This is a genomic window from Saccharopolyspora sp. NPDC045941 (assembly GCF_056431445.1).
The window spans coordinates 59,200-84,199 of sequence record NZ_JBWKKU010000009.1; the positions used below are offsets into that span (position 1 = coordinate 59,200).

The following is a 25,000-nucleotide window of genomic DNA, read 5'->3' on the forward strand; positions in this document are numbered from 1 at the left end:
GGAGGTGATTCGGCACGAATGCGGGGGATCGGTACTTCCCGCCGCCGCTGACGTGGCAGCATTCGAGCCCGGAAGCTTCAGCGTGGGAGGGGGACGGGTGCGCGTCCTGTCAGTGGATCTCGGCACCTCGAACACCGTCGCGGTCCTGTCCGCGCACGGTCGGCCGCCGCGGGTGGTCGAGGTCGACGGCTCGGCGACCATGCCGTCCGCGGTGTTCGCCACCGAGGACGGCGGGATCATCGTCGGCCGCGACGCCGAACGCCGCGCCCGGCTCGACCCGTCCCGGTTCGAGCCGAACCCGAAGCGCCGGGTCGACGAGAGCACCCTGCTGCTGGGCGACAACGTCATCACCGTCACCGACGCGCTGGCCGCGGTGCTGCACCGGGTCGCCGAGGAGACCACCCGGCAGCTCGGCGGCGCCCAGCCCGACGAGGTCCGGCTGACCCACCCCGCGCAGTGGGGCACGGTCCGCCGCAACGTGCTGCTGTCCGCCGCCCGGTTGGCCGGTTTCACCTGCAACCTGGTGCTGATCCCGGAACCGGTGGCCGCGGCCGCGCACTTCGCGTCCTTCCCGGACCGGACCCTCGGCGCCGGCCAGGCGCTCGCCGTCTACGACCTGGGCGCGGGCACCTTCGACTGCGCGATCGTCGGAGCCACGCAGAACGGCTTCGCGGTGCTGGCCGAGGACGGCCTGGCCGACCTCGGCGGGTTGGACGTCGACCAAGCGCTGCTGGAGCACGTCGGGCGGCAGGTCTCCAACAAGGACCCGCAGCGCTGGCAGCGGCTGCTGCGCCCGGAGAGCACCGGCGACCGGCGGGCCCAGCGCGCCCTGCGCGAAGACGTCCGCGCCGCGAAGGAAGCGCTCTCCCGGCACCCGCAGACCGAGGTGCCGATGCCGGAGCCCTTCGAGGACGTGCTGGTCACCCGCGCGGAGCTGGAAGCGCTGGTGCGGCCGAGCATGTTGCGCAGCGTCGAGCTGCTGGCCGCCGTGCTGCGCTCCAACGCGATGAACCCGGAGCGCCTCGCCGGCGTGTACCTGGTGGGCGGTTCCAGCCGGTTGCCGCTGGTCGCCAGCCTGATCGGCGAACAGCTGCGGATCGTGCCGACGACGCTCGACCAGCCGGAGACCGCCGTTGCGCTCGGGGCGCACCACGTGTCCCGCGACGGTGCCGCGATGTGGACCCAGGACATCCGGTCCAGCCCGCAGTCGGGCCCGGTCGCCATCCCGCAGACCGGCCAGCAGCAGGCGCCGTACCGGGAGCCCGACACGGTCCGCACGTACCCCGTCGCGCCGCCCCAGCAGCAGCCCCACCCCCAGCCGCCCGCGGACGTGTCCCGGCGCAACCGCAACATGCTGGTCGGCCTCGGCGCGGTCGCGACCGTCGCGGTGATCGTCGCGGTCGTGGCGATCGTGTTCCGCGCCACCAACGGCTCCAGCGCGCCCAGCGCGGCGGATTGCTTCCAGCCCGGCACCGTCAACGCCGAGGGCTTCACCGCCTGCCTGGGCAACCTCGCCGGCACCGTTCCGGAGCACGCCAACTGCGCGCCGGGCTGGCAGCGGATCATGCCCGGCCTGCGGGAGCTCGACGGCACCGTGGTGTCCTGCTCGATCGGCAATCCCAACGAGGGCACCCAGATCGTCTACACCCAGCTGGACACGATGGAGGCCGCGCAGCGGCGCGCCGACCTGCTGCTGGAGTTCAACGGCGTGACCAGCGACCAGGTCGAGGCGGAGTGGAGCGGCAACGGCCTGACCGGCACCTACCGCGCGGTCACCAGCGACACCTTCGGCACCCTGGTGTTCACGGTCGAGGACCGCCCGCTGGTCGGCATGGTGCTCAAGCCCAACGGCGACAAGCAGCTCGACCCGAACAAGCTGGCCGACGAGTTCGAGAAGTCGGTCCAGCCGGGCACGGCCTGATTCAGCGCCGGTTGCGGCGCTCCCACAGGAAGCGCACCGCGAGCACGATGACCGCCAGCAATCCGGCGCCGATCACCACCTGGCCCAGCGGCGTCGACAAGCCGGTCGGATCGGCCTGCAGCAAGAGCAGCACACCACCAGGGTACGGGCGCCGCGTAGGCTGGCGGGCGATGCGCCACACTGCTTTCCGCCAACGCATGGCCGACGAATTCGGCCGGGTCCGCGCCGAGATGCTGGCCCAGGATCACGTGTTCTCGTCCCTCGGCGGGCGGACCGTCGACCAGGCGCTCGAGGCCGGGCTGTCGACCAAGGAGGTCTGGCAGGCGGTCTGCGAGTCCTTCGAGGTGCCCGCCGAACGGCGCTAGGGAGTGTTTCGAAATTGGTTTGCGTAGCGGTGCGGGTGGCGGCCCCCCTGCGGGAATTACCGCTGCCCCCTCGCTGCGGGATCCCCGACATCATGAATGACCAATTCACCACGTCGGGGCTGTCCTCGCTGGGAGAACTCCAGAGGAGTGGGCACCGTGGACCCGCGGCGGTGCGAGTTGAGTCCCACGCCGCAAGCGGCTACCGCCGCTTATAAACCACGACCTAGGACCCCGCTTCCTCCGTGTGCTCCGCGGTGCGGGGCTCCGCGGGCCGGCGTTCCGGGATCTCGAAGTCGGCCCACAGGTTCTGCGCGCTGATCTGCTGCTCGGGACTGCGTCCGGCTTCCAGGTAGTGCTGGTAGGCGCGGCGCCGCTCCTCCTGCATGTGCCGCCACGTCTCGGCCTGCACCAATCGGCTCTGCTCCGGCGTGGGGTTGCCGTCGGCCACGGCCTTCTCGGCCTGGCACAGCGGCTCGATCTCGGCGATCCGCCGCTCGTCGGCCAGCCGCTGTTCGGGGGCCTCCTCGATGGGCGGCTCGTGGTGCCGGTAGCGGACGTAGGGGTTGTCCGGCGGCAGTCCGCCGCTGACCCGCCCGTAGAACCCGAAGAACATCAGCAGCAGGCCCGCGATCAGGCTGAACACCACGTTCTGCAGCTTGAAGGCGAACACGTTCCAGGGCGTGTTCAGCAGGCCCAGGTTGATCAGCCCGGACAGGAAGAACAGCACCCCGATCGCGGCGGTGGTGGTGGAGGCGACCGGGCCGCCCCAGGCGGCGGCGCCGACCAGGATCGCGCCGACCACCACCGAGACCACGGCCAGCAGGCCGTTGCTGGACAGGCCGATGACGTCGATGCCCCTGGTGGTGAACAGCGGCACCCGGTTGGCCAGCCCGAGCACGCCGAAGGCCAGCAGGAACGCGCCGAAGATGCCCGCGGCGACCCGGTAGAACCGGCTCAGCGGGTGGTCTGGTGGCAGGTAGCGGTCCATTCGCATGGTCGGCACCTCCTCGGGGCCGGGCGGCCGGTTCGCCAGTCGGTCTTCCGAGTGTCCGCCTCGAACACGGTGATCGCACTGTCACACGGTCGGGTGACATCGCTGGCGTGTCGGGAAGTTGATCGAACATCCGTTCGTCTAAGATGGGGCGCGTGGGATCGGACCGCCGACGCACCCCGCGACGGAATTGTCGGTCCCTGCCCGTAGCGTCTGATCTGACACACGACGACGAAGTTCGACTCGACCGAGGTGGACCCCCGATGGCAGCGACACCGGACAAGGGCAAGGCGCTGGAGCTCGCGCTCGCCCAGATCGACAAGCAGTACGGCAAGGGGTCGGTCATGCGGCTCGGCGACGAGTCGCGCGCGCCGATCGAGGTCATCCCGACCGGTTCCATCTCGCTGGACGTCGCGCTGGGGATCGGCGGTCTGCCGCGAGGCCGCATCGTGGAGATCTACGGTCCGGAGAGCAGCGGTAAGACCTCCGTCGCGCTGCACGCCGTGGCCAACGCGCAGAAGCTGGGCGGCACCGCGGCGTTCATCGACGCCGAGCACGCGCTGGACCCGGAGTACGCCAAGGCGATCGGGGTGGACACCGACGCGCTGCTGGTGTCCCAGCCGGACACCGGTGAGCAGGCGCTGGAGATCGCGGACATGCTGATCCGCTCCGGCGCGCTGGACGTCATCGTCATCGACTCGGTGGCCGCGCTGGTGCCGCGCGCCGAGATCGAGGGCGAGATGGGCGACAGCCACGTGGGTCTGCAGGCCCGGCTGATGAGCCAGGCGCTGCGCAAGCTGACCTCCGCGCTCTACAACGCCAAGACCACCGCGATCTTCATCAACCAGCTCCGCGAGAAGGTCGGCGTGATGTTCGGCTCGCCGGAGACCACCACCGGCGGTAAGGCGCTGAAGTTCTACTCGTCGGTGCGCCTGGACGTGCGGCGGATCGAGACGCTGAAGGACGGCTCGGACGCGGTCGGCAACCGGACCCGGGTCAAGGTGGTGAAGAACAAGGTCGCCCCGCCGTTCAAGCAGGCCGAGTTCGACATCATCTACGGCATCGGCATCAGCCGCGAGGGCTCGCTGATCGACATGGGCGTCGAGCAGGGCATCATCCGCAAGTCCGGCGCCTGGTACACCTACGAGGGCGACCAGCTCGGCCAGGGCAAGGAGAACGCCCGCAAGTTCATGCGGGAGAACCCGGACATCGCCAACGAGATCGAGAAGCGGATCAAGGAGAAGCTCGGCATCGGCGCGACGCTGGACGCGGAGAACGCCGAGCCGGCGCCGGTGGACTTCTGATCCGGCCGACCACCTGCTGATCGCCTCTTGGACATTGGGTGCAGATGAACGGTGACGGTACGCGTCGGGGGAGCGGTGCGCGGCGCCGCTCTTCCGGCGACGCCCCGCCGGAAGCCGCGGCCGACGAGAAGTCGCGGCGCAAGCCGGACGATCCGGAGCAGCTGGCCCGGGACACGGTGTACCAGCTGCTCGCGGCCCGGGCGCGCAGTCGCTCGGAGCTGCGAAAGGCCTTGCTGCGCAAGGAGATCGACGAGGAAGTCGCCGACGCCGTGCTGCAGAAGTTCGTCGACGCGGGCCTGGTCGACGACGCCTCGTTCGCCGAGGAGTGGGTGCACTCGCGGCAGCGGTACCAGGGGCTGGGGCGCAAGGCGCTGGGCTTCGAGCTGCGCCGCAAGGGCGTCGACGAGAACCTGGTCGACGCGGCGTTGTCCACTGTGGATGTCGATGCGGAGGAGGAGCGGGCGCGAGAGCTGGTCCAGCGCAAGCTCCGGGCGATGGCGAACCTGGACCACGCGACCAAGATGCGCCGCCTCGTCGGGATGCTGGCCCGCAAGGGCTATTCCGAAGGCCTCGCCTTCCGCGTGGTGCGGGAGGAGATCGAGCGCTCCGGCGACGACGGGCCGGACCCGGACCTCGAATCCCCGTGACCGACAGCGTCGCGGCTTCGTCCGCCCGCTGAGTGAGCAGACCTGCCGAGCGGCCGGTGCGCGATGGCGCGCCGCCGATATCAGGAAGGCGGCGGTCTGCGCGATGAGCTACACGCCGTCCGTCCGGTACGAGCCGATGCTGGGCTCACTGTGCGAGCGGGACCCCGATCCCGGCGTCCGGGCCGATGCCGACCTGCTGCTGGAGGTCATGGCCGAGGTCGGCACGGGCGGGGTGTGATCCAGCCGGGCGGGTCGCGTGTGGGCCGCCTCTCAGAATGGGACGACGGTACCGGAATGTCGCCGCCGGATCGTAGAGTCGCCAGCCATGACGACCTTCGCCGACGTGCGGCACATCGTGTGGGACTGGAACGGCACGCTCCTCGCGGACAACGACGCAGTGGTGGCGGCGGTGAACGCGGTCTGCACGGCCTACGACCGCGAGCACATCGACATCGACGAGTGGCGGTCGGTGTTCAGTCGCCCGCTGCTGCAGTGCTACGAGCGGCTGCTGCGGCGATCGCTCGGCGAACAGGACTGGGCGCGCATCGACGTGCTCTACCACGAGGCATACCGGGAACTGCTGCACACCTGCGGACTCGCGCAGGGCGTGCCGCACGCCCTGAAAGACTGGGCGTCCGCCGGACGCACCCAGTCGCTGCTTTCGATGTGGTTCCACGACGAACTGGTCCCGCTGGTGACCGATATGGGCCTGCATGCGCTCTTCGAGCGCGTCGACGGGCTCCGCGACGACATCGGCGGCGGGTCCAAGGCCGAGCACCTGCGCCGCCACCTCGCGGCGCAGGAGATCGACGCGCGCGGCGTGGTGCTCATCGGCGACGTGCTGGACGACGCGCACGCGGCGGAGCAGGCCGGCACCAAGTGCGTCCTGGTGACCACCGGTGTGATGAGCCGGGCGGCGCTGGAGACGTCCGGATTCCCCGTGGTGGATTCGATTCCCGAGGCGCTGACCACCATCGCCGCCTGATCCTCACCAGGCCGACGGCGGGCTCGTCGTGACGATCCGGGTCCACGGCCCCGGCGGCACGTCGACGTCGTCGACGAACCGCCAGTCGACGACGTCGTGCTGCCCATCGAGCTCGCGCAGGCCGAGGCAGCCGTTCAGCGCGGGCGAGACGTCCATGCCCGCTCCGTTGAACCGGGTGTTGGCGGGTCGGCGGTCGTCGGCGCCGAACACGTAGGCCGCGTCGTCGTACTCGCCCGGCCCGGCGTCCTCGATCTGCCCGAAGCAGACCGCGGTGCCGTGCTGGATCCGAACCCAGCGGTTCTTCATGAAGCTGGTGGAGCGGTCCGCGGCGCGGCCCGCGTAGCCCGGATCGCCGGCCCACGGCACCACCCGGCCGCGCCGCTCGAACGCGGCCGGATCGTTGCGGTCGTCGAAGGGAAGGTCCAGGTAGAACGGGTTCTGCCGCGGCGTCATCCTGGTGGGGAAGAAGTCGTTGGCGGCGGTGCGCCGTTCGGTGTCGCACCGGCCGGCCCGCTCCACGCCGTCGCAACCGCCGTAACTCGCCAGCCAGTCGGCGTCGTAGGCCGACAACCGCTGGCTGCCGTCCGGCGAGCCCGGGTCGAGCACCTCGCCGACCCAGAACGTGGTGGCCACGATGCCGGTGTGCGGCGGATACGCCCGGCCGCCCGGTTCTGCCGCGTCTCCGCCGCAGGCCGCCGCGATCAGGACGGCGACCACGATCGCGCTCGCCGTCAGCAGAGCCATCTCAACAGGTAGGTCCACGGCAGGCGGGCGCAGACGGCCTCGGCCTTCGGCCTGACGTTCTCCTTCAGCCGGTAGTCGTCCGTGGTCAGCGAACCGGCGCGGGTCAGGGTGAGCCCGAAGCTCAGCCCGGTGGTGCCGTCCGGGGCCGCCGGTGTCGTCCACACCGCGGACGCCCAGTTCGCCGAGGCGGCGAACCACGGGCTGGTCGTCCAGTAGCGCCAGATGCCGTCCTGATCGCGGCGGTAGACGGCGAGCTGGGTGGGCGCGGTCGACTTGTACCAGGTGCTGAGCTCGTAGGTGTTGTTCGGGTGCGCGGTCGGCGCGGCCTCGCCCATGTCGAGCTGCTGCAGGAGTTTCGCCTCGCCGCTGGCGTATTCGGTGATGTCCAGCCGCTGCGCCCAGTGCCCGTCGTGCGCGTCGGCGATGCGGGTCCATTGTGGATTGTTCTGGCCCCAGCTGCTCTGCACCCAGCCGCGCGGTCCCGGCTCTTCCAGCGACGCGTTGACCAGCCCGTCGCGCGGCGCGGGCGTCGGCGGGTGGACCAGCGGGCGGAACCCGCCGCCGATCACCTGGTCGACCGTGCGCACCACCGTGCCGTTCGCCCGTCGCTGCGCCAGCCAGGACGCGAACTGGTCCAGCACGGCCGGGCTGATCGACAGCGACCCGCAGAAGTCGCAGGTCTGGTGCAGCACCAGCGGAACCCAGCCGCCGCCGGAGGCTTCGGCCCGCAGCACCACCTGCTGCAGGTCCGCCAGCGTCCAGTCGGGGGTGACCGTGTCGGTGCCGCGCACCACCAGCGGGTTCACCGGCGGTATCGACTCGGCCGGGGCGCAGTCCGAGCAGCTGTTCTTGGTCCGGAGGCTGCCGGTGACCCGCGCGCTGTTGTAACCGCAGTCCGCGGCCGCCTGCTCGGCCTCGCGGCTGAAGCTGCCGTACGGGTAGGCGAACGAGGTGGGCCGGAAGCCCCAGCCGACGAGGTTGGCCCGGTCCTGGCAGATCTCCCGGCGGGCTTCGTCCGGTGCGTCCCCGGCGAGGTCGGGGTGGTTGACGGTGTGCCCGCCGATCTCGTGCCCGGCCGCGGCGAGCGAGCGCAGGTCGTCGAGGCTCAGGTAGCCGCGAGTGCCGATCGATCCGGACACGACGTAGAAGGTGCCGCGCATCCCGTGCTTGCTGAGGATCCGGGCGCCGGAGGTCTGCGAGACGCTCCCGTCGTCCACGGTGAAGGTGACCACGGTGTGCGGTGTCTGGGCGTCGGCATCGCCTGGCATGCCGAGGAAAACGGCCAGCAGGGTGGCGCTGGCGCAGGCGAGGGTTCTCTTCAAGCCTCTGCGAGCCGGGCGTGTTCCGTCCATCGCACCTGACCGCCAACTGGTCGACGGATACTGACCGGCATCACGCTACGGACGGCACAGGCGGAGGAGGAACCAGTCGCTGCGGGGTGCCGGTTACCGCGTTTGACGGAGGCCGTGAGACTTTTCGGGCTGCTGCAGCGGCTGCTCACAACTCGCCTCGTGGCTGCGGAGGCTGTGCACCTCGCCGCGCGGCTTGAAGTGAATGGCCTGTGCACCTCGATAGACGAGGTGAACAGGCCTCGCGCCATCCGCCCGCAGCGGCCTGGACCCGGCTAGGGGCGCAGCGCGGCCGCGTCGCGGGCGAGCTGCTCGATCTGCGCCCAGTCGCCGGCGGCCAGCACGTCCTTCGGCGCCAGCCACGAGCCGCCCACGCAGCCCACGTTGGGCAGCGCGAGGTAGTTCGGCGCGGTCTGCGGGCTGATCCCGCCGGTCGGGCAGAACCGCAGGTCCGGCAACGGCCCGGCGATCGCCTTGAGGAACGGCACGCCGCCGCTGGGCTCGGCGGGGAAGAACTTCATCGCCGTCGCCCCGCGCTCGGCCAGCCGCATCGCCTCCGACACGGTGCTCGCGCCGGCCAGGAACGGCGCCCCGGATGCCTCGACGTCGTCGAGCAGCCGGTCCGTCGTGCCCGGCGTGACGAGGTAGCGGGCGCCGGCGTCGGCGGCCCGCTTGGCCTGCCCGGGTTCGGTGATCGTGCCGGCCCCGGCGACCATCTCGGGCACCTCGGCGGCGATGCGCTCGATCGCGGGCAGCCCGGCAGGGGTGCGCAAGGTGACCTCGATGGTGCGGATCCCGCCGCGCAGCAGCGCCTCGGCCAGCGGCACCGCGTGCGCGACGTCGTCCAACGCCACGACCGGCACCACGGGCGCGAGTTCCAGCACGTCGGCTGCAGTGTTCATGGGTGGTTCATCCGTTCCTAGTGCGTGTGACGTTCCGCCGGGGACCCGTGCGCACTTCGTGTCGCCATAGCGGCTCGAAGTGCTCACGGGTCCTGACCAGCGCTGTCATGCTGTCACGTCGGCGGGCTGCGCCGTCGGCGGCGCGAACACGCTGGCACCGCGATCGGCCCGCCCCACCGCCTGCCGGAACGCCGCGAACAGCTCCCGGCCGGTGCCGTACTGCGTCCCGGGCGCGGCCGGTGCGTTGTCGCGCGCGGCGAGTTCGTCGTCGGGCACCAGCACCTCCAGGGTGCCGCGGTCGGCGTCGAGCCGGACCACGTCGCCGTCGCGGACGCGGGCCAGCGGCCCACCCGCGCTGGCCTCCGGGGTCAGCTGGATCGCCGCCGGGATCTTGCCGGAGGCGCCGGACATCCGGCCGTCGGTGACCAGCGCGACCTGGTGGCCGCGGTCCATCAGGACGCCCAGCGCGGGCGTCAGCCCGTGCAGCTCCGGCATCCCGTTGGCCTGCGGACCCTGGTTGCGGATCACCACCACGACGTCGTGGTCCAGCTCGCCGGCCTGGAACGCGGCCGTGAAGCCGTGCTGGCCGTCGAAGACCCGGGCCGGGGCGGTGACGGCGCGGTGTTCCGCGCTGACCGCGGAAACCTTGATCACCGACCGCCCGAGGTTGCCGTCGAGCACCCGCAGTCCGCCGTCGGGGGCGAACGGCTCGTCGACGCCGCGCAGCACGTCCGGGTCCAGGCTCTTCGCCGGCGCGTCCCGCCAGACGAGCTCGCCGTCCTCCAGGAACGGCTGCTGCCGGTAGCGGTCCAGCCCGGGGCCGGCGACCGTGTTGACTTCCGCGTGCAGCAGGCCCGCGTCGAGCAGCTCGCCGACGAGCGTCTGCACACCTCCGGCGGCGGCGAAGTGGTTGATGTCGGCCGAGCCGTTGGGGTAGACCTTCGCCAGCGACGGCACGACGGCGGACAGGTCGGAGAAGTCGTCCCAGGTCAGCTCGATGCCGGCCGCGGCGGCGATGGCCACCAGGTGCAGCGTGTGGTTGGTCGAACCGCCGGTGGCCAGCAGCGCGACGACGCCGTTGACGATGGCCCGCTCGTCGATGATCTCGCCGATCGGCGTGCGGTCGGGCTGCACGACGCGGCGGGCGGCCTCCTCGGTGAGCGCCTTGCGCAGCGGGGTGCCCGGCGGCACGAAGCTCGACCCCGGCAGGTGCAGGCCCATGACCTCGACGACGAGCTGGTTGGAGTTGGCGGTGCCGTAGAACGTGCAGGTGCCGGGCGAGTGGTACGACGCCGACTCCGCTTCCAGCAGGTCCTCGCGGCTGGCCTTGCCCTCGGCGAACAGCTGCCGGATGCGGCTCTTCTCCCGGTTGGGCAGCCCGGAGGGCATCGGCCCGGCAGGCACCAGCACGGTCGGCAGGTGGCCGAACGACAGCGCGCCGATGAGCAGGCCCGGCACGATCTTGTCGCACACCCCGAGCAGCAGGGCGCCGTCGAACATCTCGTGGGAGAGCGCGACGCCGGTGGCCATCGCGATGACGTCCCGGGAGAACAGCGACAGCTCCATGCCGGTGCGACCCTGGGTGATCCCGTCGCACATGGCGGGCACACCGCCCGCGAACTGCGCGACGCCGCCGGCCTCGCGGACCGCGTCCTTCAGCCACGCCGGGTACTCGGCGTACGGCTGGTGCGCGGAGAGCATGTCGTTGTAGGCGGAAACGATCGCGATGCCGGGCTTGACCGCTCCGCGCACCGCGAGCCGGTCCGGGCCGCTGCACGCGGCGAAGCCGTGCGCGAGGTTGCTGCAGGGCAGCTCGGTGCGCGCCGGACCGACGGCCCCGGCCGCGCGGATGCGCTCCAGGTACGCGGCGCGGGACGCGGAGCTGCGGTCCGCGATCCGCTGGGTGACCTGGTCGACGACGTGCTGCATTGGCGGCGCCATTGATCGCCTCCGGAAGAATTGCGAAATGCGGGGCGGCGACGACGGTGGCGCCTCATGACGGCCATCACACTAACGGGTGTGGCCTGCATTTCACAATCGATACAGCTTGTTCACCTGCGGCGACCTCGACGACTCCTGGCCGGCTCGGCGCCGTTGGGCGCTCCACGCCCCCACTGCGGCCGCCGTCGGCCTGGGTAGAGCGCGCCGGTTCCTGCGGCCGCGATGACGAGGCCGGTGGTCAGCAGGACCGATGGCCGGAACCGGCGGGCGAAGGTGGCGCGGCGAGGTCGGCGCTCAGCGTCGGCAACGCCAGGTGCAGCGCGGAGTTGTTGATGGCCAGCAGGGCGAGCACGGCCAGCCCCGCCCACTCCCGCCGCCCGGCTGCCCGTTTCGGCTGATCCATGGGCCTGCACGCTAGGAAGCCCGGTCGGTCGAGCTCCTCTGCTGACCGACCGGGATGCGTGGCCCGTCGAAACCAGGTCGGTTGACAGAGGCGGTCGTGCGGCGTGCATCCATAGCTTTGGCGGCGTCGGATCGAATGCCGGACCGCGACGGGACGGCGCATCGGAAGGCTCGTGGACGTGGATCGATACGCGGACATCCTCAACAGCGCGCTGGAGCGCGTGGCCGACCTCGGTTTCGAGCGCGCCGGCGGTGAGCTGGCGAACCACGCGCCGATGGGCGCCGAGGCGATCGCCGTGCTCGGCTACTTCGACGAGGTCGCCCCGTGGATCGAGCGGTACCGCACCGGGCAGGAGCACTACGACCCACCGGAGGGCTCGAACCGGATCGACGCGGCGGACGAGTCGTCGTGGCGATCGGCGCTGGGCTCGTTCGGGCAGGTGGGGGACTGGGAGCAGCTGTTCCGGCGGGAACTGGCGGGCGAACCGTGGCGCGCGGTGCTCGCCCGGTGGTGGCCGAGGCTGACGCCGGGGATCTTCGCCGGGATGACCCACGGCGTGATCCGCACCGCGCACGCCGTGCGCGGGCTGGCGTCCGTGGACGAGCCGAGCAGCCTGCAGCTGGACGAGCTCGCGCGGGGCATGGCCTACTGGGCGGCCCGCTTCGTGCACCTGGCGGGGCGCGTCGGCTTCGACGGCACGGCGGCGTTGTCCGACGCGGTCGCGACCCTTCCGCGGCGGGGCCTGCCGGAGGCGCGCAACGTCGAGGAGTTCCAACGCGCCTGGGCCCGGATGGACCAGATCCCCGGGTACGACGCGGCGTTGCGCGCCCCGGCGTCAGCCGGTCCGCAGCAGCTGCTGAGCGAGATGACCGCCGAGTTCGCGGGGGTCTTCCTCGCCCATCCCGACTTCGTCCCGGCGCCCGCGCTGGTCCACGCCGTCACCGCACCGGCCGCGGTCCGGCTCGTCCTGCCGCACCTCCCGGCGGAGCAGCACCTGCCTTCGGTGGGCGAGCTGTGGAAGATGCAGGCGGCGCTGCTGACCACGTTCTCCGTCGGGCGCAACGAGAGGGAGGCTTCGAGGACGCTGGCCGCCGAGGTCGAGACGCCCGGTTTCGGCGAACTCGCGGCCAGGGCGGTCGAGCACGGCGATGAGCACGTCATCAAGTTCACCGAGGCATGCATGCGAGAGAACGCGTTGCGGCCCGATGACCGCTATGCCGCGGCCGCCGCTTCTGCGCTGCAGCGCACGCCGCGCGGAGCCGGAGTCACCGCCCGTCGAATCGTCACGGGCAGCTGATGGCCGGGGCTAGCCTGCGAACATGATCGTGGGACGAGCGGACGAGCTGGCTCGCATCGACGAGCTGCTGGTCGCCGCCCGGGCCGGCTGCGGCGGCGCCATGGTGATCAAGGGCGAGGCGGGCATCGGCAAGACCACGCTGCTCGCCCATGCCGATACCGGCGGCATGCAGGTGCTGCGCATCGCTTGCGTGGAAGGCGAAGCCGAGCTGCCGCACGCCGGGCTGCGCCTGCTGTTGCGGGGCCAGCGCACGGATGAGCTTCCCGCCGAGCAAGCCGGTGCGCTACGCAGCGCCTTCGGGCTGGAACCAGCGCGCGATGCGGATCGCTTCCTGGCGGGAATGGCGGTGCTGACCCTGCTGGAGCAGTTGGCGGCGCATCGCCCGCTGTTGTGCGTGATCGACGACGCCCACTGGCTCGATGCCGCTTCAGCGGAGGCGCTGCTGTTCGCCGCGCGCCGATTGGACGGTGATCGCGTCGCCGTGCTGTTCGCCGCCCGCGACTCGTACGCCCCGGACTTCCCGGGCCCGGGCGTGCCCGAGCTGCGGCTCGGCGGGCTGGACGAGACGGCGGCAGCCGATCTGCTCGCCGCCGACCTGCCCGACCTCGCCCACGCCGCGATCCTGCGCGAAGCCCGGGGAAATCCGTTGGCGCTGCTGGAAATCCGGCGCACGGGCCTGGGCTACGACCCGGGTGCGCCGCCGCCGCGCCACCCGGTCCAGCGCGGCTTCGCCGCCCGGCTCGCCGAGCTGCCGCCCCGCACGCGGACCCTGCTGCTGGTCGCGGCCGCCGCCGACGCCGGTGAGGCCGAAGCGGTGCTCGACGCGGCGAGCCGGCTCGATTCGTCCATAGTGGATCTCGCGCCCGCCGAGAACGCCGGACTGATCAGGCTTTCCGGCGGGGTGTTCGTCTTCGGCCACCCACTGCTCCAGGCCACCGCCTACCAGAGCGCCGAGCTCGTCCAGCGGCTCGCGGCGCACCGCGCCCTCGCCGCCGCCTTCGCCGGTCGGGCGGATCCGGCCCGCCGGGCCTGGCACCTGGCCGCCGCCACCCTCGAACCGGACGAGGACGTCGCGAAGGAGCTCCAACGGATCGCGGCCGACGTGCGCGGATGCGGTGGCTACGCGGTGGCTGCCGAGCTCCACCGGCGGTCCGCCGCGCTGACGCCCGATCCGCGTCGGCGGGGCCGCCGGCTGCTCGCGGCGGCGCGGGCAGCGGCCAACGCGGGCCGGCTCCAGCTGGCTTCCGGCCTGGTCGAGGAGACCGGCAGGTTCCTCACCGACCCCGTCGATCTGGCCGAGGCGGTCGACGTGGCCGCGGTGCTCGCCCACGAACAGGGCCGCCGCCCGTACCGCGAGCTGGTCGACGCGGCGGCCGACATCGCGGAACGGGCTCCGGAGCTGGCCGGGCGCCTGTTGTTCCGCGCCGCCAAGAACGCCTGGGAATCCGGTGATCTGGCTGCCGTCGTCGACGCCGCGGGCAGCGCGGACGCGCTCGGCCGGAGCAACTCCGCGCTGGTCGGCGCGTTGGTCCGGACGGCGACCGGGTTCGGCAGGCTCACCACCGGCGGAGCCGTGGACGGGATGGCCGCGCTGCGGGAGATGCGCACCGAGCTCGGGGTGATGTCCGGTTCCCTGCGCAAGCGCGCGGTCATCGTGTGGTCGTACGTGCTGCTCGGGGACTTCCGCACCGCGCGCGAGCTCGCCGCCGCGTTGGAGGCCGGCTGCCGGACGGACGGCGCGATCGGGCTGCTGCCCAACGTGCTGGTGCTCTCGGCGATGGCCAACCTGCAGCTCGGGGATTTCCAGGAGGTGCGGAAAAGCAGTGGCGAGGGGCTTCGGGTGGCCGAGGAGATGGGGCAGACCGAGGTCGCGAGCACGCTGGCGATCGTCCTCGCGCACCTGGCGGCGCTGGAAGGGGACGACATCCGGTGCCGGGAACTGCTCGACGCCGCGGTGCGCGCCGGCGCGCCGGCGGCCGCGATCCGGGCGACCCGCGCGCTGGCCCTCGCCGACCTCGCGGCCGGCCGACCGGAGTCCATCGTGGACCGAGCCGACGACATTGCCGCTGGCTTGACCAGGATGGATGCCCGCAACGGCCTGCCCGAACTGATCGAAGCGGCAGCGCGGGTAGGGCAACCGGAACGCGCGCAGGGCCCCTGCGACTGGTATTCGGACTGGGCGGCCAACCTCGGGCGTCCCTGGGCCGAAGCGGTAGCCCTGCGCTGCCGGGCCCTGCTCAGCGAGGGCGACGTCGCCGAACGGCAGTACGCCGCAGCCGTGCACCTGCATCGGGAGGGCGACGAGTTGCCGTTCGAGCGAGCCCGCACCGAACTGCTCTACGGCGAGTGGCTGCGCCGCCAGCACCGCCGCACCGACGCCCGGCCGCACCTCCGCTCGGCCCTGGACACCTTCGACCGCCTCGGCACCCTGCCGTGGGCGGAGCGCGCCCGCGACGAACTGCGCGCCTCCGGCGAGGGCCGCGGCGCGTCGGCCGATCCCGCGGTACGCCTCACCCCGCAGGAACGCCAGGTCGCCCGCCTGGCCGCGACGGGTCTAACCAACCGGGACATCGCGGCCCGCCTGTTCCTCAGCCCGCGGACCGTCGGCTACCACCTGTCCAACGCCTACCCGAAGCTGGGCGTCGCCTCCCGCCTCGAACTCGCCCGCCTCCCGGGCCTTCCCGAATGACCGCGGCGGCCGTGATGACGATCACGCTGCGGATGTGGTGTGCGTTTCACGATCGATGCAGCTTCCCGGAAATCCGGCCACGAGCACCCCGCCGCGTGCGGGATCATGGGTGGGGGAGTCGAGGAGTGAGGAGCGGGCCCATGCGGATTCGCGTGCTCGCCGCGGTGGTCGCCGCGGCCGCGGTGCTGTCGGGCTGCGGGCAGGACGCGCCGGTCGAGCCGAACGCGCTGCCCGGACCGAAGCCGCCTGCGCCGACCGCGGCGCCGACGAGCCAGGCCCCGTCGGCCGGCAACTCGGTCGAACTCGACACCTCCCCGACCCTCGCGCGGATCAAGCAGCGGCGCTTGCTCCTGGTCGGCGTGCGGGAGGACGCGCCCCAGTTCGTCACCCGGGACGGGGCGGGCGAATACCGGGGATTCGACGTCGAAATGGCCCGTGACCTGGCGAAACGCATCGGCCTGGACCCGACGCAGGTGCAGTTCCGGCGGCTGCCGTCGACCCTGCTGCTCGACGGCGTGGCCGCGGGCAACGTGGACGTCCTGTTCGGCGGGACCGCCGACAACCCGCAGTTGGCCCAGGTCGGGCCGTACGTGATCACTGGCAGCGAACGCTACCTCGTGGTCAAGTCCGACGACCGTAAGCTGGTCGAGGAGCTGCAGCGGATGCTCGACGAGGCGGTCGCGGACGGCAGTTGGCAACGCGCCTACGACGCGACCCTCGGCGCGGCCGGGATCCAGGCCCGGCCGGGCTCGTGACGGGGATTCCCGAAATGCGCTGACCACCACGACGCGACCGGGTTCGGGGACGAGGCCCCGGAGCCGCCTGCTCTCCGGAAAAGGACGTGCCGATTCGTCGGCGGATGAGCAGACTCGTAGTCCACCCCTCGTGCTCGTTGCCGGGCGGGGCCGAAGGCGGCCGTGCCCGCGGTCGAGCGCGACCCGACTCCAGTGAGGTGCCCCCAACCATGATCGACTCCGCGAGCGCTACGACCGCGGATGCCGGCCGCGAAACGACGCCACCGCGCGCCCCAGTGCTGATAGCAGTGCTGGTGGCCTCGGCGTTCGTGATGATCCTCAACGAGACGATCCTGAGCGTCGCGCTGCGCGAGCTCACCGTCGATCTCGATGTCACCACCACGACGGTGCAGTGGCTGACCAGCGGCTTCCTGCTGACGATGGCCGTGGTCATCCCGGCCACGGGCTTCCTGCTCGAACGCTTCACGCCGCGCCAGGTGTTCCTGGCCGCGCTGACGCTGTTCAGCGTGGGCACGCTGCTCAGCGCGCTCGCACCGGGCTTCGCGGTCCTGCTGGTCGGGCGCGTCGTGCAGGCGTGCGGCACAGCGGTGATGATTCCGCTGCTGATGACCTCGGTGATGCGCCTCGTGCCGCAGGAGAAGCGCGGCGCGACGATGGGCACGATCAGCATCGTCATCGCCGTCGCGCCCGCGGTGGGGCCGACGATCGGCGGCGCGGTGCTGGTCTCGCTGGGCTGGCGCTGGATGTTCTGGATCGTGCTGCCGCTGGCGGTGCTCGCGCTGGTCATGGGCGCGGTCTGGATGCGGTTGGACACCGAAACGCGGTCGGTGCCGCTGGACGTGCTCTCGGTCGTGCTGTCGGCCATCGGCTTCGGCGGCGTCCTGTACGGGCTGTCCTCCATCGGGGAGTCCAGCGGTGAGCCGCACCTGGTGGCGCCGTGGATCCCGATCGCGGTCGGCGCCGTCTCGCTCGCGGTGTTCGTGGCGCGCCAGATCCGCCTGCAGCACGCCGACCGGGCCTTGCTCGATCTGCGCCCGTTCACCAACCGCGCGTTCTTGGTGGCCCTGATCCTGAGCCTCCTGCTGTTCATCTGCCTGCTGGGCGCCGGGGCGATCCTGCTGCCGATGTACCTGCAGGCCGTCCTGCACGCCAGCACCTTCGTCAGCGGGCTGGCCGTGCTCCCCGGCGGGCTGGTCCTCGGCCTGCTCGGTCGTCCGGTGGGCCGGTTGTTCGACCGCGTGGGCGCCCGGCCGCTGGTGATCCCCGGCGCGCTGGCCATGGCGTTGTCGCTGTGCCTGTTCGCCGCCCTCGGACCGGGTTCGCCGGTGATCGCGGTCGTCGGCATCCACATCGTGCTCATGACCGGGCTCGGGCTGATGATGACTCCGCTGATGACCGAGTCCCTCAGCGTGCTGCCCGATCACCTCTACTCGCACGGCAGCGCGATCCTGGCCACCCTCCAGCAGGTCGCGGGCGCGTTCGGCATCGCGGTGTTCATCACCATCGCCTCCGTGGCGACCACCGACCCCTCCGGCGCGCCCGACGCGGTCGGTCTGCGCATGGCGTTCATCGTCGCCGCCTGCATCGGCGTGCTCGCGTTCGTCGCGTCGCTGTTCCTCCACCGCAAGCCTGCTCCGGCGGCGGACCGCGAGGAGTCGCAGGAAGAAAGCCGAGCGGTGTCCAAGTCGTGACGCTCGCCGTGCCCGGCCGGTGACTGCCGGCCGGACACGGCTCACCGCTACTGGGCCGCTGTCGGGATGGCTGCGTCGAGCAGGGATTCCGCGGCGGCCCTCGCGTATCGACCGCAGCCGGCATCGTTGAGCACCATCGAGCGGCTGGCGGCGCCGTCGGCGAGGATCGCGAGCTGTTCGACCAGGATCGCGGGCTCGGCGGCCCCGAGCGCGCCCACCAGCTCGGCCAGCCGGTCGGCGAGCCGCCGCTTCTGCTCGGCCGCGTACCGGTGCACCGGGCTCTGCGGGTCCGGGAACTCGGCCGCCGCGTCGATGAAGGGGCAGCCCCGGATCGGGCCATCGCCCTCGTCCGGCACCGCGAACAGCGCGAGGAGCCGCTCACGCGGTGCGAGATCTTCGCGGTCCAGCACGGATTCCATCGTGCGCCCGGACTCGACGAGGTGCCGGAGGTAGCCCACGACCAGCTCGTCCTTGGTGGGGAAGTGCGCGTACAAGGTGCGCTTGGAGACCGGGGCGGCGGCCGCCACCTGTTCCATGCCCGTCGCGATGATCCCCTGGCTCTCGAAAAGCGCGGTGGCCGCGGCGATGATGCGCTCGCGCCCGCCCCGGCCTCGTCGGCGCTGGACCGTCTGTTGCTCACCCACCCGCAAAGTGTACATATCCGTTTACTTAAAGTGGGTTCTGCGTGGTAGCCTCGCGGCGCGTTATGTAAACGCTTCCGTTTATCACGATCGAAGGGGAGAGCCTTGGCGGGCACCACGATGCGGAACTACTCGCCCGATCACGCCGAGGAGCTGATCCGCGGCCGGCGAGCCGTCCGCTCCTTCCGGCCGGATCCGGTCCCGGACGCGACGATGCGCGCCGTCTTCTCGCTGGCGAGCGCGGCTCCGTCGAACTCCAATACCCAGCCCTGGAGCGTCGAAGTCGTCAGCGGCGCGGCGCGCGACCGGCTGAGCGAAGCGCTGCTGGCGGCGCACGCGCAGCAACGCCTCTCCGTGGACTTCCCGTTCCGGGAGGACCTCTACGACGAGGTGCACCAGCGGCGGCGCAAGGACTTCGGCGAAGCGATGTACGGAGCGCTCGGCATCGGTCGCGAAGACCGGGAAGCCCGCGACGCCTACAACGCGGAGAGTTTGCGGTTCTACGGCGCGCCGCACGTCGCGTTGGTGTTCGCACCGTCCAATGCGGACGCTCGGATGGCCGCGGACGTCGGCATGTACGGGCAGACGCTGCTCCTGGCGATGACGGCGTACGGGATCGCCAGCTGCCCGCAGGGTTTGCTGGGCTTCTACGGGGACGCGATTCGTGAGTCGCTGGAGATCCGGGGCGGCAAGGTGCTTTTCGGTGTCTCCTTCGGATACGCCCGCGAATCCGCTCCGGTGAACCACTTCGCGGTCGGCCGCGCGGAACTCGGCGAGACGACGAGGTTCCGCGCGTAGCCGCCGGCCGGATCAGGTGGCGGTGCGCCGGGTTTCGGCGAGGCGCTGCAGGCCGTCCAGCTGCCACTCCAGGTGCTGCTCGGGGGACACCACGTCGGCCAGGCAGTCCGGTTCGCCGAGCCACCGGATGTAGTGCGGGTACTTGCCTTCCGCCCTGATCCGCTCCAGGTAGGGGTGCGCCGCCTCGGCGAGCTGGGCATCGGACACCAACCCGGTCCGTTCCCGCATCGCGCGTTCTTCCAGCAGCGCGAGCCCGGACTTCAGGGCTTGTCCGAGCACCGTGTTGACGAAGCCGATGCGGGTCGCGGCGTCCAGGTCCAGCTCGTCGACGGCGGCGAGGGCTGCGTCGTAGAGGCGCAGCGCGTTCGGTCCCAGCGGCGGCCGGCTGAACGACATCCGCGCGAACCAGGGATGCCGTTGCACCGCCGCCCATGCGGAGCGGCCCATTTCGCGCAGGCAGGCCCGCCAGTCGCCGGGCGGCGGGACGGTGATCTCGCCGTAGACCTCGTCGACCATCAGGTCCGTCAGGCCGTCCTTGCTGCCGACGTAGCGGTACAGCGCCATCGGGCTGCGCGTGCCGAGGCGGCTCGCGATCGCACGCATCGTGATCTCGCCGGCCGGGCTTTCGTCGGCTAGTGCGATCGCCGCGGCGACGATCCGCTCACGGCTGAGCTGCGTGGTGGCCGGCGGGGGCGGCGGCTCGTCGAACCAGACCAGGCCGCCCGGAGGTTTCGCAGAAGTCATTTGCCTCGGATACTAACCCGCGTGTACAACGTACATCGTGAATGTACAACGTACACAGACTCAGGTCTTGATCGTCGGCGGTGGACTCGTCGGGCTGACGACGGCGTTGGTGCTGCGTCACCACGGCGTGGACGTGACGCTCGTCGAGAAGCGCGCGACGACCTCGCCGCAGCCCAAGGCGCGCCGTTTCCACGTGCGCAGCCTGGAGATCTTCCGGGAACTGGGGCTGGCCGAGACCGTCCACGAGGCCGCGCGAGGGCTCGCCGACCACGACTGCATGGCCACCGGGCGGACCCTGGCGGAGGCCGAGCAGTTGCCGCCGTGGCGGCCGTCCGGGGCGGGCGAGTCGATGGACGTCAGCCCGGAGCCGCCCTGCCTGGTGGCGCAGAACGTGCTTGAGCCGGTGCTGCGCCGGGCGGCCGAGGATGCGGGCGCGGACATCCGGTTCTCGACCGCTCTCGCGTCATTCGAGCAGGACGCCGATGGAGTCGTCGCCGAGCTCGCGGGCTCCCGGCTGCGCGCGGCGTACTTGGTTGCCGCCGACGGGGCGCGCAGCCCGGTGCGCTCGGCGCTCGGCATCGGCCGCTCCGGACGCGGCGCCATCGGCGAGGACAACGTGAACGTCTACTTCCGCGCCGATCTCGCGGATGTGGTGCGCGGCCGGGAGTTCAACATCTGCCAGATCCAGCACCCCGACGCGCCCGGCGGGCTGGTCTCGGTGGACGGCCGGCTGGACTGGGTGTTCATGACCCCGGGCGGCGAGGTCGACCGCGACTGGCCGGCGCTGCTGCGCACCGCGCTCGGCGTGCCCGCGCCGGACCTCGAAGTCATGAGCGTGCTGCCCTGGCGGCCCGAGATGCTCGTCGCCGACCGCTACTCGTCAGGGCGGGTGCACCTGGCCGGCGACGCGGCGCACGTCATGCCCCCGTACGCCGCGGTCGGTGCCAACACCGGCATCGCCGACGCGCACAACCTCGGCTGGAAGCTCGCAGCGGTGCTCTCCGGCGCTGCGGCGCCGTCGCTGCTGGACAGCTACGACGCGGAGCGCCGTCCGGCGGGCTGGTTCGCCGCGGACCAGTCGAGCAGGCGCTCGACGGACCTGACGGCTACCCCCGATCCGACACTGGCGCATCCGTTCGTGCTGGCGGCGGGCGGGTTCCAGTACTCGACCGGGGCGATCTCCGGTGGTCCGGCGGAGGGCGGCGAGGCGGAACCGGTCACCGAGTTCGCGCCGGCCGGACGGGTCGGCACCCGGATCCCGCACCGCTGGCTGGACGCCGCCCGCACCAAGTCCACAGTCGACCTCGCCGGTCCCGGGTGGGCGCTGGCCGTGGCCGACGATCCGCGGCGCTGGCAGCCCGCCGGGATCCCGGTCCACCGCCTCGACGCCGACTTCCTGCGAGCGGGCGAGGGCATCCTGATCCGCCCCGACGACGTGGTCGCCTGGCGCGGCACCGATCCCGCCGCGCCCACGAACGTCCTGGAGGAGCTGCTCCGCGCGTGACAAAGCGAAGGGCGCCTCCGACCGGTCCGGTCGAAGGCGCCCTCCACTCGGCGCGGTGCTCAGTCGCCCGCCGTGGCCTCCGCCAGCGGCTTGGCGGCAGGAGCGAGCTGCCTGGTCTTCTTGGTCCGGCGGTTGCGCCGGTCCAGGTACGTGGCGAACCACGTGAGCAGCAGGCACATCGTGATGTAGATCGCCGCCACCACCAGGCTGACCGGGATGATCGGTCGGTCCAGCGTGGGGATGCCGCCGAGGTAGCGGGCGTAGTACAGCAGCTCCTGGTAGGTGATCAGGAAGCCGAGCGCGCTGTCCTTGAGCAGCACCACGAGCTGGCTGATGATCGCGGGCAGCATCATCCGGATCGCCTGCGGCAGCACCACGGTCCGCATGACCTGGTTCTTGCGCATCCCGATCGAGTACGCGGCCTCGCTCTGCCCCTTGGGCAGCGCGGCGACGCCGGCCCGGAACACCTCGGCCAGCACCGAGCCGTTGTAGAGCGTCAGACCGAGCACGACCGACCAGTACTGGCCGAAGTTCACGCCCAGCCCCGGCGCCGCGTAGTACAGGAAGAAGATCAGGATGACCAGCGGGATCGCGCGGAAGACCTCCACGATCGCCGTGCACGGCACCCGGATCCAGGCGTGGTCGGAGAGCCGGCCGAGCGCGAACACCGCGCCGAACGCCAGCGCGAGCACGGCGCCCATGAGGAACGCGCGGACGGTGTTCCACAGCGCCCCGAGCAGTTCCAGCTGGATCTGCTCGTAGAGCAGCCATTCCCACTTGCTCGCGTCGAACTGCCCCGTCTGGTAGAAGCGGAACACCACGTAGCCGAGCAGGCCCAGCACCACGACGGTGCTGACGACGCTGATGAGCCGGTTGCGCACGCGAGCGCGCGGTCCGGGGGTGTCGAACAGGACGCTGCTCATCGGGCCACGCTCCACCGCTTCTCGAAGCTCCGCTGGACCAGGGTCAGCGGGATGACCAGGATCATGAAGCCGACGGCGATCCAGATGAAGGCGTTCAGCGTCGGCTCACCCTGCTCGTTGAGGTAGGGGATGACCGAGCCGACCTCGGCCACGCTGAACCCGGCCGCGACGGTCGTGTTCTTCAGCAGCGCGATCAGCACGCTGACCAGCGGCGGGACCACGGCGCGGAAGGCTTGGGGAAGGATCACGTTGGTCAGCGACTGGGCGAACCCGAGCCCGATGGAGCGCGCTGCCTCGGCCTGCCCGACCGGCACCGTGTTGATCCCCGCCCGCAACACCTCGCACACGAACGCGGAGGTGTAGATGGTCAACGCGATCACCGCGGCGGTGAAGAACGGGAACTGGATCAGCTCCAGCTTGGGGTAGGCGAAGACGAAGAAGAAGAAGATCAGCGTCAGCGGCGTGTTGCGGAGCAGGGTCACGTAGCCGGCGCCGACCGCCCGCAGCGCGGGGACGGGGCTCACCCGCAGTGTCGCCAGGATCGTGCCCAGCACCAGCGAGCCGGCGGTCGCCAGCAGGAAGAGCTCGATCGTCTGCAGGAAACCCCTGGCGAGGACGGCACCGTACTCCACCAAGATGTCGATCAATGAGTACTCCTGAAGTAATCGGATGCCCAGGGCGCGGTCCGGCCCTGGGCATCCGATGACGGGATCAGTAGCGGTCCACCTTGGGTGGCTCGGCGGGCGAGCCGGACTTGCCGAGGGTGGCGTCGTAGACGCGCTTCCACTCGCCGTTGGTCGCGGCCTGCTCCAGGATGTCGTTGATCTTGTTGCGCAGGGCGCTGTCGTCGTGCGCGAGGCCGACGCCGTAGGGCTCCTCGGAGAACGGCTTGCCGACGACCTTCAGCTTGTCCGGGTCCTGCGCGGCGTAGCCCTTGAGGATGGCGTCGTCCGTGGTGACCGCCTCGACCTGGCGGTCGAGCAGCTGCTGCACGCACTCCGAGTACCGCTGGAACTCGACGATGTTCTGCGGCTCGGTGAGCTGGTCCTGCTTGACCCGCTGGATCGGCGTCGAGCCGGTCGCGGAGCAGACCTTCTTGCCCTTGATCGACTCCTTGCCGGTGATGTCGGTGTTGTCCGCGCGGACCAGCAGGTCCTGCCCGGCCATGAAGTACGGCCCGGCGAAGCTGATCTGCTCCTTGCGCTTGTCGTTGATCGTGTAGGTGCCGACGTAGTAGTCGACCTCACCGGTGGAGATCGCCTGCTCGCGCGCGGTGGACGGGATCGGCTTGTAGTCGATCTGCGTGTTCGGGTCGAACCCGAGCTGCGCGGCGATCAGCCGGGCGACCTCGATGTCGAAACCGGAGTACTGGTTGGTGACCGGGTCGCGGAAGCCCAGGCCCGGCTGGTCCTCCTTGACGCCGATCGTGACGCGGCCCTTCTGCTTCATCCGGTCGAACGTCGGAGAGCCCTGGACCTGCACGTTCTGGGCGACGTTCTGCTGGACCTGCGGTTCGCCCCCGCCGGGACCGCCTTCGCGCCCGCAACCGGTCAGCGCCAGCGCCAGCGACGCCGCCAGCACCGTCACCAGACGCATTTTCTTGGCTCGCATTTCGTCTCGCTGCCTCTCTGTGCAGTGGTCGGTCAGTGGGTGAGGATCTTGCCGAGGAAGTCCTTGGCGCGGTCGCTCTTCGGTGCGCCGAAGAACGACTCCGGCTCGGCGTCCTCGACGACCTCGCCGTCGGCCATGAAGAGCACGCGGTGCGCGGCGCGGCGCGCGAAACCCATCTCGTGGGTGACGACCACCATCGTCATGCCCTCGGCGGCGAGGCCGGTCATGACCTCCAGGACCTCGTTGACCATCTCCGGGTCCAGCGCCGAGGTCGGCTCGTCGAACAGCATCACCTTCGGCTTCATCGCCAGCGCGCGAGCGATCGCCGCGCGCTGCTGCTGTCCACCGGAGAGCTGCGCCGGGTACTTGTCGGCCTGGTTGGCGATGCCGACGCGCTCCAGCAGCTCCATGGCGGTTTCCCGGGCGGCGTCCTTGGCCTGCTTGCGCACCTTGATCGGACCCAGCGTGACGTTCTCCAGGATCGTCTTGTGGGCGAAGAGGTTGAACTGCTGGAACACCATGCCGACGTCGGCGCGCAGTTCGGCCAGGGCGCGGCCCTCGGCGGGCAGCGAAACACCGTCGATCTCGATGCGGCCGGAATCGATCGGTTCCAGTCGGTTGATCGCGCGGCACAGCGTCGACTTGCCCGAGCCCGACGGCCCGAGCACGACGACGACCTGCCCTCGAGGCACCTCGAGATCGATCGCCCGCAGTACGTGCAAGGAACCGAAGTACTTGTCGACCGCGGACATCCGGATCATCGGGGAGTCCGTGGAAGCTGCGGCCATTCGTTCT

General features: G+C 71.3%; 25 protein-coding genes. 12 read left to right on the plus strand and 13 right to left on the minus strand.

Annotated features, from left to right (window positions below):
* Positions 1-97 precede the first annotated feature (97 nt).
* A complete protein-coding gene (locus AC07FN_RS09480) occupies positions 98-1,921 on the plus strand; it encodes an Hsp70 family protein (RefSeq protein ID WP_478395213.1) in 1,824 nt (607 codons plus the stop codon).
* Position 1,922: 1 nt separating this feature from the next.
* Here the strand turns inward: AC07FN_RS09480 and AC07FN_RS09485 are convergent, their stop codons facing one another.
* Positions 1,923-2,054 (minus strand): hypothetical protein, encoded by a 132-nt coding sequence (locus AC07FN_RS09485; protein WP_478387228.1) that lies wholly within the window; start codon positions 2,052-2,054, stop codon positions 1,923-1,925.
* A 37-nt stretch (positions 2,055-2,091) separates the two neighbouring features.
* Between AC07FN_RS09485 and AC07FN_RS09490 the strand changes: the two genes are divergently transcribed.
* A complete protein-coding gene (locus tag AC07FN_RS09490) occupies positions 2,092-2,286 on the plus strand; it encodes a DUF3046 domain-containing protein (protein ID WP_358570271.1) in 195 nt (64 codons plus the stop codon).
* A gap of 223 nt (positions 2,287-2,509) precedes the next feature.
* Here the strand turns inward: AC07FN_RS09490 and AC07FN_RS09495 are convergent, their stop codons facing one another.
* Positions 2,510-3,280: a DUF4383 domain-containing protein gene (locus AC07FN_RS09495; RefSeq protein ID WP_478395214.1), complete on the minus strand. Its 771-nt coding sequence runs from the start codon at positions 3,278-3,280 to the stop codon at positions 2,510-2,512.
* Between the two features lie 260 nt (positions 3,281-3,540).
* Between AC07FN_RS09495 and recA the strand changes: the two genes are divergently transcribed.
* From recA to AC07FN_RS09515, 4 genes are all read left to right on the plus strand, one after another.
* Positions 3,541-4,581, plus strand: a complete 1,041-nt coding sequence (gene recA, locus AC07FN_RS09500; RefSeq protein WP_190817403.1) for a recombinase RecA — start codon at positions 3,541-3,543, stop codon at positions 4,579-4,581.
* A gap of 38 nt (positions 4,582-4,619) precedes the next feature.
* Entirely contained in the window at positions 4,620-5,228 is a 609-nt protein-coding gene (locus AC07FN_RS09505; protein ID WP_478395215.1) for a regulatory protein RecX, read from the plus strand.
* Between the two features lie 103 nt (positions 5,229-5,331).
* Positions 5,332-5,466, plus strand: coding sequence for a hypothetical protein (locus tag AC07FN_RS09510; protein WP_478395216.1), 135 nt, complete (start codon positions 5,332-5,334; stop codon positions 5,464-5,466).
* 87 nt (positions 5,467-5,553) lie between these two features.
* Positions 5,554-6,213 (plus strand): HAD family hydrolase, encoded by a 660-nt coding sequence (locus tag AC07FN_RS09515; RefSeq protein ID WP_478395217.1) that lies wholly within the window; start codon positions 5,554-5,556, stop codon positions 6,211-6,213.
* Positions 6,214-6,216: 3 nt separating this feature from the next.
* Here AC07FN_RS09515 and AC07FN_RS09520 read toward each other — a convergent pair whose 3' ends face one another.
* The 5 genes from AC07FN_RS09520 to AC07FN_RS09540 all read right to left on the minus strand — a co-directional run bounded on the left by AC07FN_RS09520 (position 6,217) and on the right by AC07FN_RS09540 (position 11,552).
* The gene (locus tag AC07FN_RS09520; protein ID WP_478395218.1) at positions 6,217-6,957 is read right to left on the minus strand and encodes a hypothetical protein; all 741 of its coding nucleotides are present in this window, start codon (positions 6,955-6,957) and stop codon (positions 6,217-6,219) included.
* Complete coding sequence (locus AC07FN_RS09525) at positions 6,945-8,279, minus strand: polysaccharide deacetylase family protein (RefSeq protein WP_478395219.1); 1,335 nt, start codon at positions 8,277-8,279, stop codon at positions 6,945-6,947. The genes AC07FN_RS09520 and AC07FN_RS09525 overlap by 13 nt, the downstream gene beginning before the upstream one ends.
* A gap of 302 nt (positions 8,280-8,581) precedes the next feature.
* Positions 8,582-9,208: a bifunctional 4-hydroxy-2-oxoglutarate aldolase/2-dehydro-3-deoxy-phosphogluconate aldolase gene (eda, locus tag AC07FN_RS09530; RefSeq protein ID WP_478395220.1), complete on the minus strand. Its 627-nt coding sequence runs from the start codon at positions 9,206-9,208 to the stop codon at positions 8,582-8,584.
* Between the two features lie 105 nt (positions 9,209-9,313).
* Entirely contained in the window at positions 9,314-11,149 is a 1,836-nt protein-coding gene (gene edd / locus AC07FN_RS09535) for a phosphogluconate dehydratase (RefSeq protein ID WP_478395221.1), read from the minus strand.
* Positions 11,150-11,387: 238 nt separating this feature from the next.
* Positions 11,388-11,552: a hypothetical protein gene (locus AC07FN_RS09540; RefSeq protein ID WP_478395222.1), complete on the minus strand. Its 165-nt coding sequence runs from the start codon at positions 11,550-11,552 to the stop codon at positions 11,388-11,390.
* A gap of 178 nt (positions 11,553-11,730) precedes the next feature.
* Between AC07FN_RS09540 and AC07FN_RS09545 the strand changes: the two genes are divergently transcribed.
* The 4 genes from AC07FN_RS09545 (at position 11,731) to AC07FN_RS09560 (ending at position 17,984) form a co-directional block, all read left to right on the plus strand.
* Positions 11,731-12,849, plus strand: coding sequence for a questin oxidase family protein (locus AC07FN_RS09545; RefSeq protein ID WP_478395223.1), 1,119 nt, complete (start codon positions 11,731-11,733; stop codon positions 12,847-12,849).
* A gap of 22 nt (positions 12,850-12,871) precedes the next feature.
* Positions 12,872-15,538, plus strand: coding sequence for an AAA family ATPase (locus tag AC07FN_RS09550; protein WP_478395224.1), 2,667 nt, complete (start codon positions 12,872-12,874; stop codon positions 15,536-15,538).
* Positions 15,539-15,678: 140 nt separating this feature from the next.
* Complete coding sequence (locus AC07FN_RS09555) at positions 15,679-16,293, plus strand: substrate-binding periplasmic protein (protein WP_478395225.1); 615 nt, start codon at positions 15,679-15,681, stop codon at positions 16,291-16,293.
* A 209-nt stretch (positions 16,294-16,502) separates the two neighbouring features.
* The gene (locus AC07FN_RS09560) at positions 16,503-17,984 is read left to right on the plus strand and encodes a DHA2 family efflux MFS transporter permease subunit (RefSeq protein ID WP_478395226.1); all 1,482 of its coding nucleotides are present in this window, start codon (positions 16,503-16,505) and stop codon (positions 17,982-17,984) included.
* A 47-nt stretch (positions 17,985-18,031) separates the two neighbouring features.
* Here the strand turns inward: AC07FN_RS09560 and AC07FN_RS09565 are convergent, their stop codons facing one another.
* Positions 18,032-18,628, minus strand: coding sequence for a TetR/AcrR family transcriptional regulator (locus AC07FN_RS09565; RefSeq protein ID WP_478395227.1), 597 nt, complete (start codon positions 18,626-18,628; stop codon positions 18,032-18,034).
* Positions 18,629-18,730: 102 nt separating this feature from the next.
* Between AC07FN_RS09565 and AC07FN_RS09570 the strand changes: the two genes are divergently transcribed.
* Entirely contained in the window at positions 18,731-19,423 is a 693-nt protein-coding gene (locus tag AC07FN_RS09570) for a nitroreductase (RefSeq protein WP_452612883.1), read from the plus strand.
* Between the two features lie 12 nt (positions 19,424-19,435).
* Here the strand turns inward: AC07FN_RS09570 and AC07FN_RS09575 are convergent, their stop codons facing one another.
* Positions 19,436-20,167, minus strand: coding sequence for a TetR/AcrR family transcriptional regulator (locus AC07FN_RS09575; RefSeq protein ID WP_478395228.1), 732 nt, complete (start codon positions 20,165-20,167; stop codon positions 19,436-19,438).
* A 67-nt stretch (positions 20,168-20,234) separates the two neighbouring features.
* On the opposite strand from AC07FN_RS09575, the gene AC07FN_RS09580 reads away from it, so the two are divergent.
* The gene (locus AC07FN_RS09580) at positions 20,235-21,671 is read left to right on the plus strand and encodes an FAD-dependent monooxygenase (RefSeq protein ID WP_478395229.1); all 1,437 of its coding nucleotides are present in this window, start codon (positions 20,235-20,237) and stop codon (positions 21,669-21,671) included.
* Between the two features lie 59 nt (positions 21,672-21,730).
* On the opposite strand, the gene AC07FN_RS09585 is transcribed toward AC07FN_RS09580, so the two are convergent.
* From AC07FN_RS09585 to AC07FN_RS09600, 4 genes are all read right to left on the minus strand, one after another.
* Positions 21,731-22,594: an amino acid ABC transporter permease gene (locus AC07FN_RS09585; RefSeq protein ID WP_478395230.1), complete on the minus strand. Its 864-nt coding sequence runs from the start codon at positions 22,592-22,594 to the stop codon at positions 21,731-21,733.
* Complete coding sequence (locus AC07FN_RS09590) at positions 22,591-23,238, minus strand: amino acid ABC transporter permease (protein ID WP_478395333.1); 648 nt, start codon at positions 23,236-23,238, stop codon at positions 22,591-22,593. The genes AC07FN_RS09585 and AC07FN_RS09590 overlap by 4 nt, the downstream gene beginning before the upstream one ends.
* 67 nt (positions 23,239-23,305) lie before the next feature.
* A complete protein-coding gene (locus tag AC07FN_RS09595; protein WP_452612981.1) occupies positions 23,306-24,190 on the minus strand; it encodes a glutamate ABC transporter substrate-binding protein in 885 nt (294 codons plus the stop codon).
* Between the two features lie 47 nt (positions 24,191-24,237).
* Entirely contained in the window at positions 24,238-24,966 is a 729-nt protein-coding gene (locus AC07FN_RS09600) for an amino acid ABC transporter ATP-binding protein (RefSeq protein ID WP_478395334.1), read from the minus strand.
* Between the last annotated feature and the right edge of the window lie 34 nt (positions 24,967-25,000).

Excerpts from the sequence above, each read along its gene's own strand:
- eda (WP_478395220.1), bottom strand. The coding sequence starts at position 9,208 with ATGAACACTGCAGCCGACGTGCTGGAACTCGCGCCCGTGGTGCCGGTC.
- AC07FN_RS09510 (WP_478395216.1), top strand. The coding sequence starts at position 5,332 with ATGAGCTACACGCCGTCCGTCCGGTACGAGCCGATGCTGGGCTCACTG.
- AC07FN_RS09600 (WP_478395334.1), bottom strand. The coding sequence starts at position 24,966 with ATGATCCGGATGTCCGCGGTCGACAAGTACTTCGGTTCCTTGCACGTA.
- AC07FN_RS09585 (WP_478395230.1), bottom strand. The coding sequence starts at position 22,594 with ATGAGCAGCGTCCTGTTCGACACCCCCGGACCGCGCGCTCGCGTGCGC.
- AC07FN_RS09560 (WP_478395226.1), top strand. The coding sequence starts at position 16,503 with ATGATCGACTCCGCGAGCGCTACGACCGCGGATGCCGGCCGCGAAACG.
- AC07FN_RS09595 (WP_452612981.1), bottom strand. The coding sequence starts at position 24,190 with ATGCGTCTGGTGACGGTGCTGGCGGCGTCGCTGGCGCTGGCGCTGACC.
- AC07FN_RS09515 (WP_478395217.1), top strand. The coding sequence starts at position 5,554 with ATGACGACCTTCGCCGACGTGCGGCACATCGTGTGGGACTGGAACGGC.
- AC07FN_RS09520 (WP_478395218.1), bottom strand. The coding sequence starts at position 6,957 with ATGGCTCTGCTGACGGCGAGCGCGATCGTGGTCGCCGTCCTGATCGCG.
- AC07FN_RS09550 (WP_478395224.1), top strand. The coding sequence starts at position 12,872 with ATGATCGTGGGACGAGCGGACGAGCTGGCTCGCATCGACGAGCTGCTG.
- AC07FN_RS09540 (WP_478395222.1), bottom strand. The coding sequence starts at position 11,552 with ATGGATCAGCCGAAACGGGCAGCCGGGCGGCGGGAGTGGGCGGGGCTG.
- edd (WP_478395221.1), bottom strand. The coding sequence starts at position 11,149 with ATGGCGCCGCCAATGCAGCACGTCGTCGACCAGGTCACCCAGCGGATC.
- AC07FN_RS09575 (WP_478395228.1), bottom strand. The coding sequence starts at position 20,167 with ATGACTTCTGCGAAACCTCCGGGCGGCCTGGTCTGGTTCGACGAGCCG.
- AC07FN_RS09490 (WP_358570271.1), top strand. The coding sequence starts at position 2,092 with ATGCGCCACACTGCTTTCCGCCAACGCATGGCCGACGAATTCGGCCGG.
- AC07FN_RS09495 (WP_478395214.1), bottom strand. The coding sequence starts at position 3,280 with ATGCGAATGGACCGCTACCTGCCACCAGACCACCCGCTGAGCCGGTTC.
- AC07FN_RS09555 (WP_478395225.1), top strand. The coding sequence starts at position 15,679 with ATGCGGATTCGCGTGCTCGCCGCGGTGGTCGCCGCGGCCGCGGTGCTG.
- recA (WP_190817403.1), top strand. The coding sequence starts at position 3,541 with ATGGCAGCGACACCGGACAAGGGCAAGGCGCTGGAGCTCGCGCTCGCC.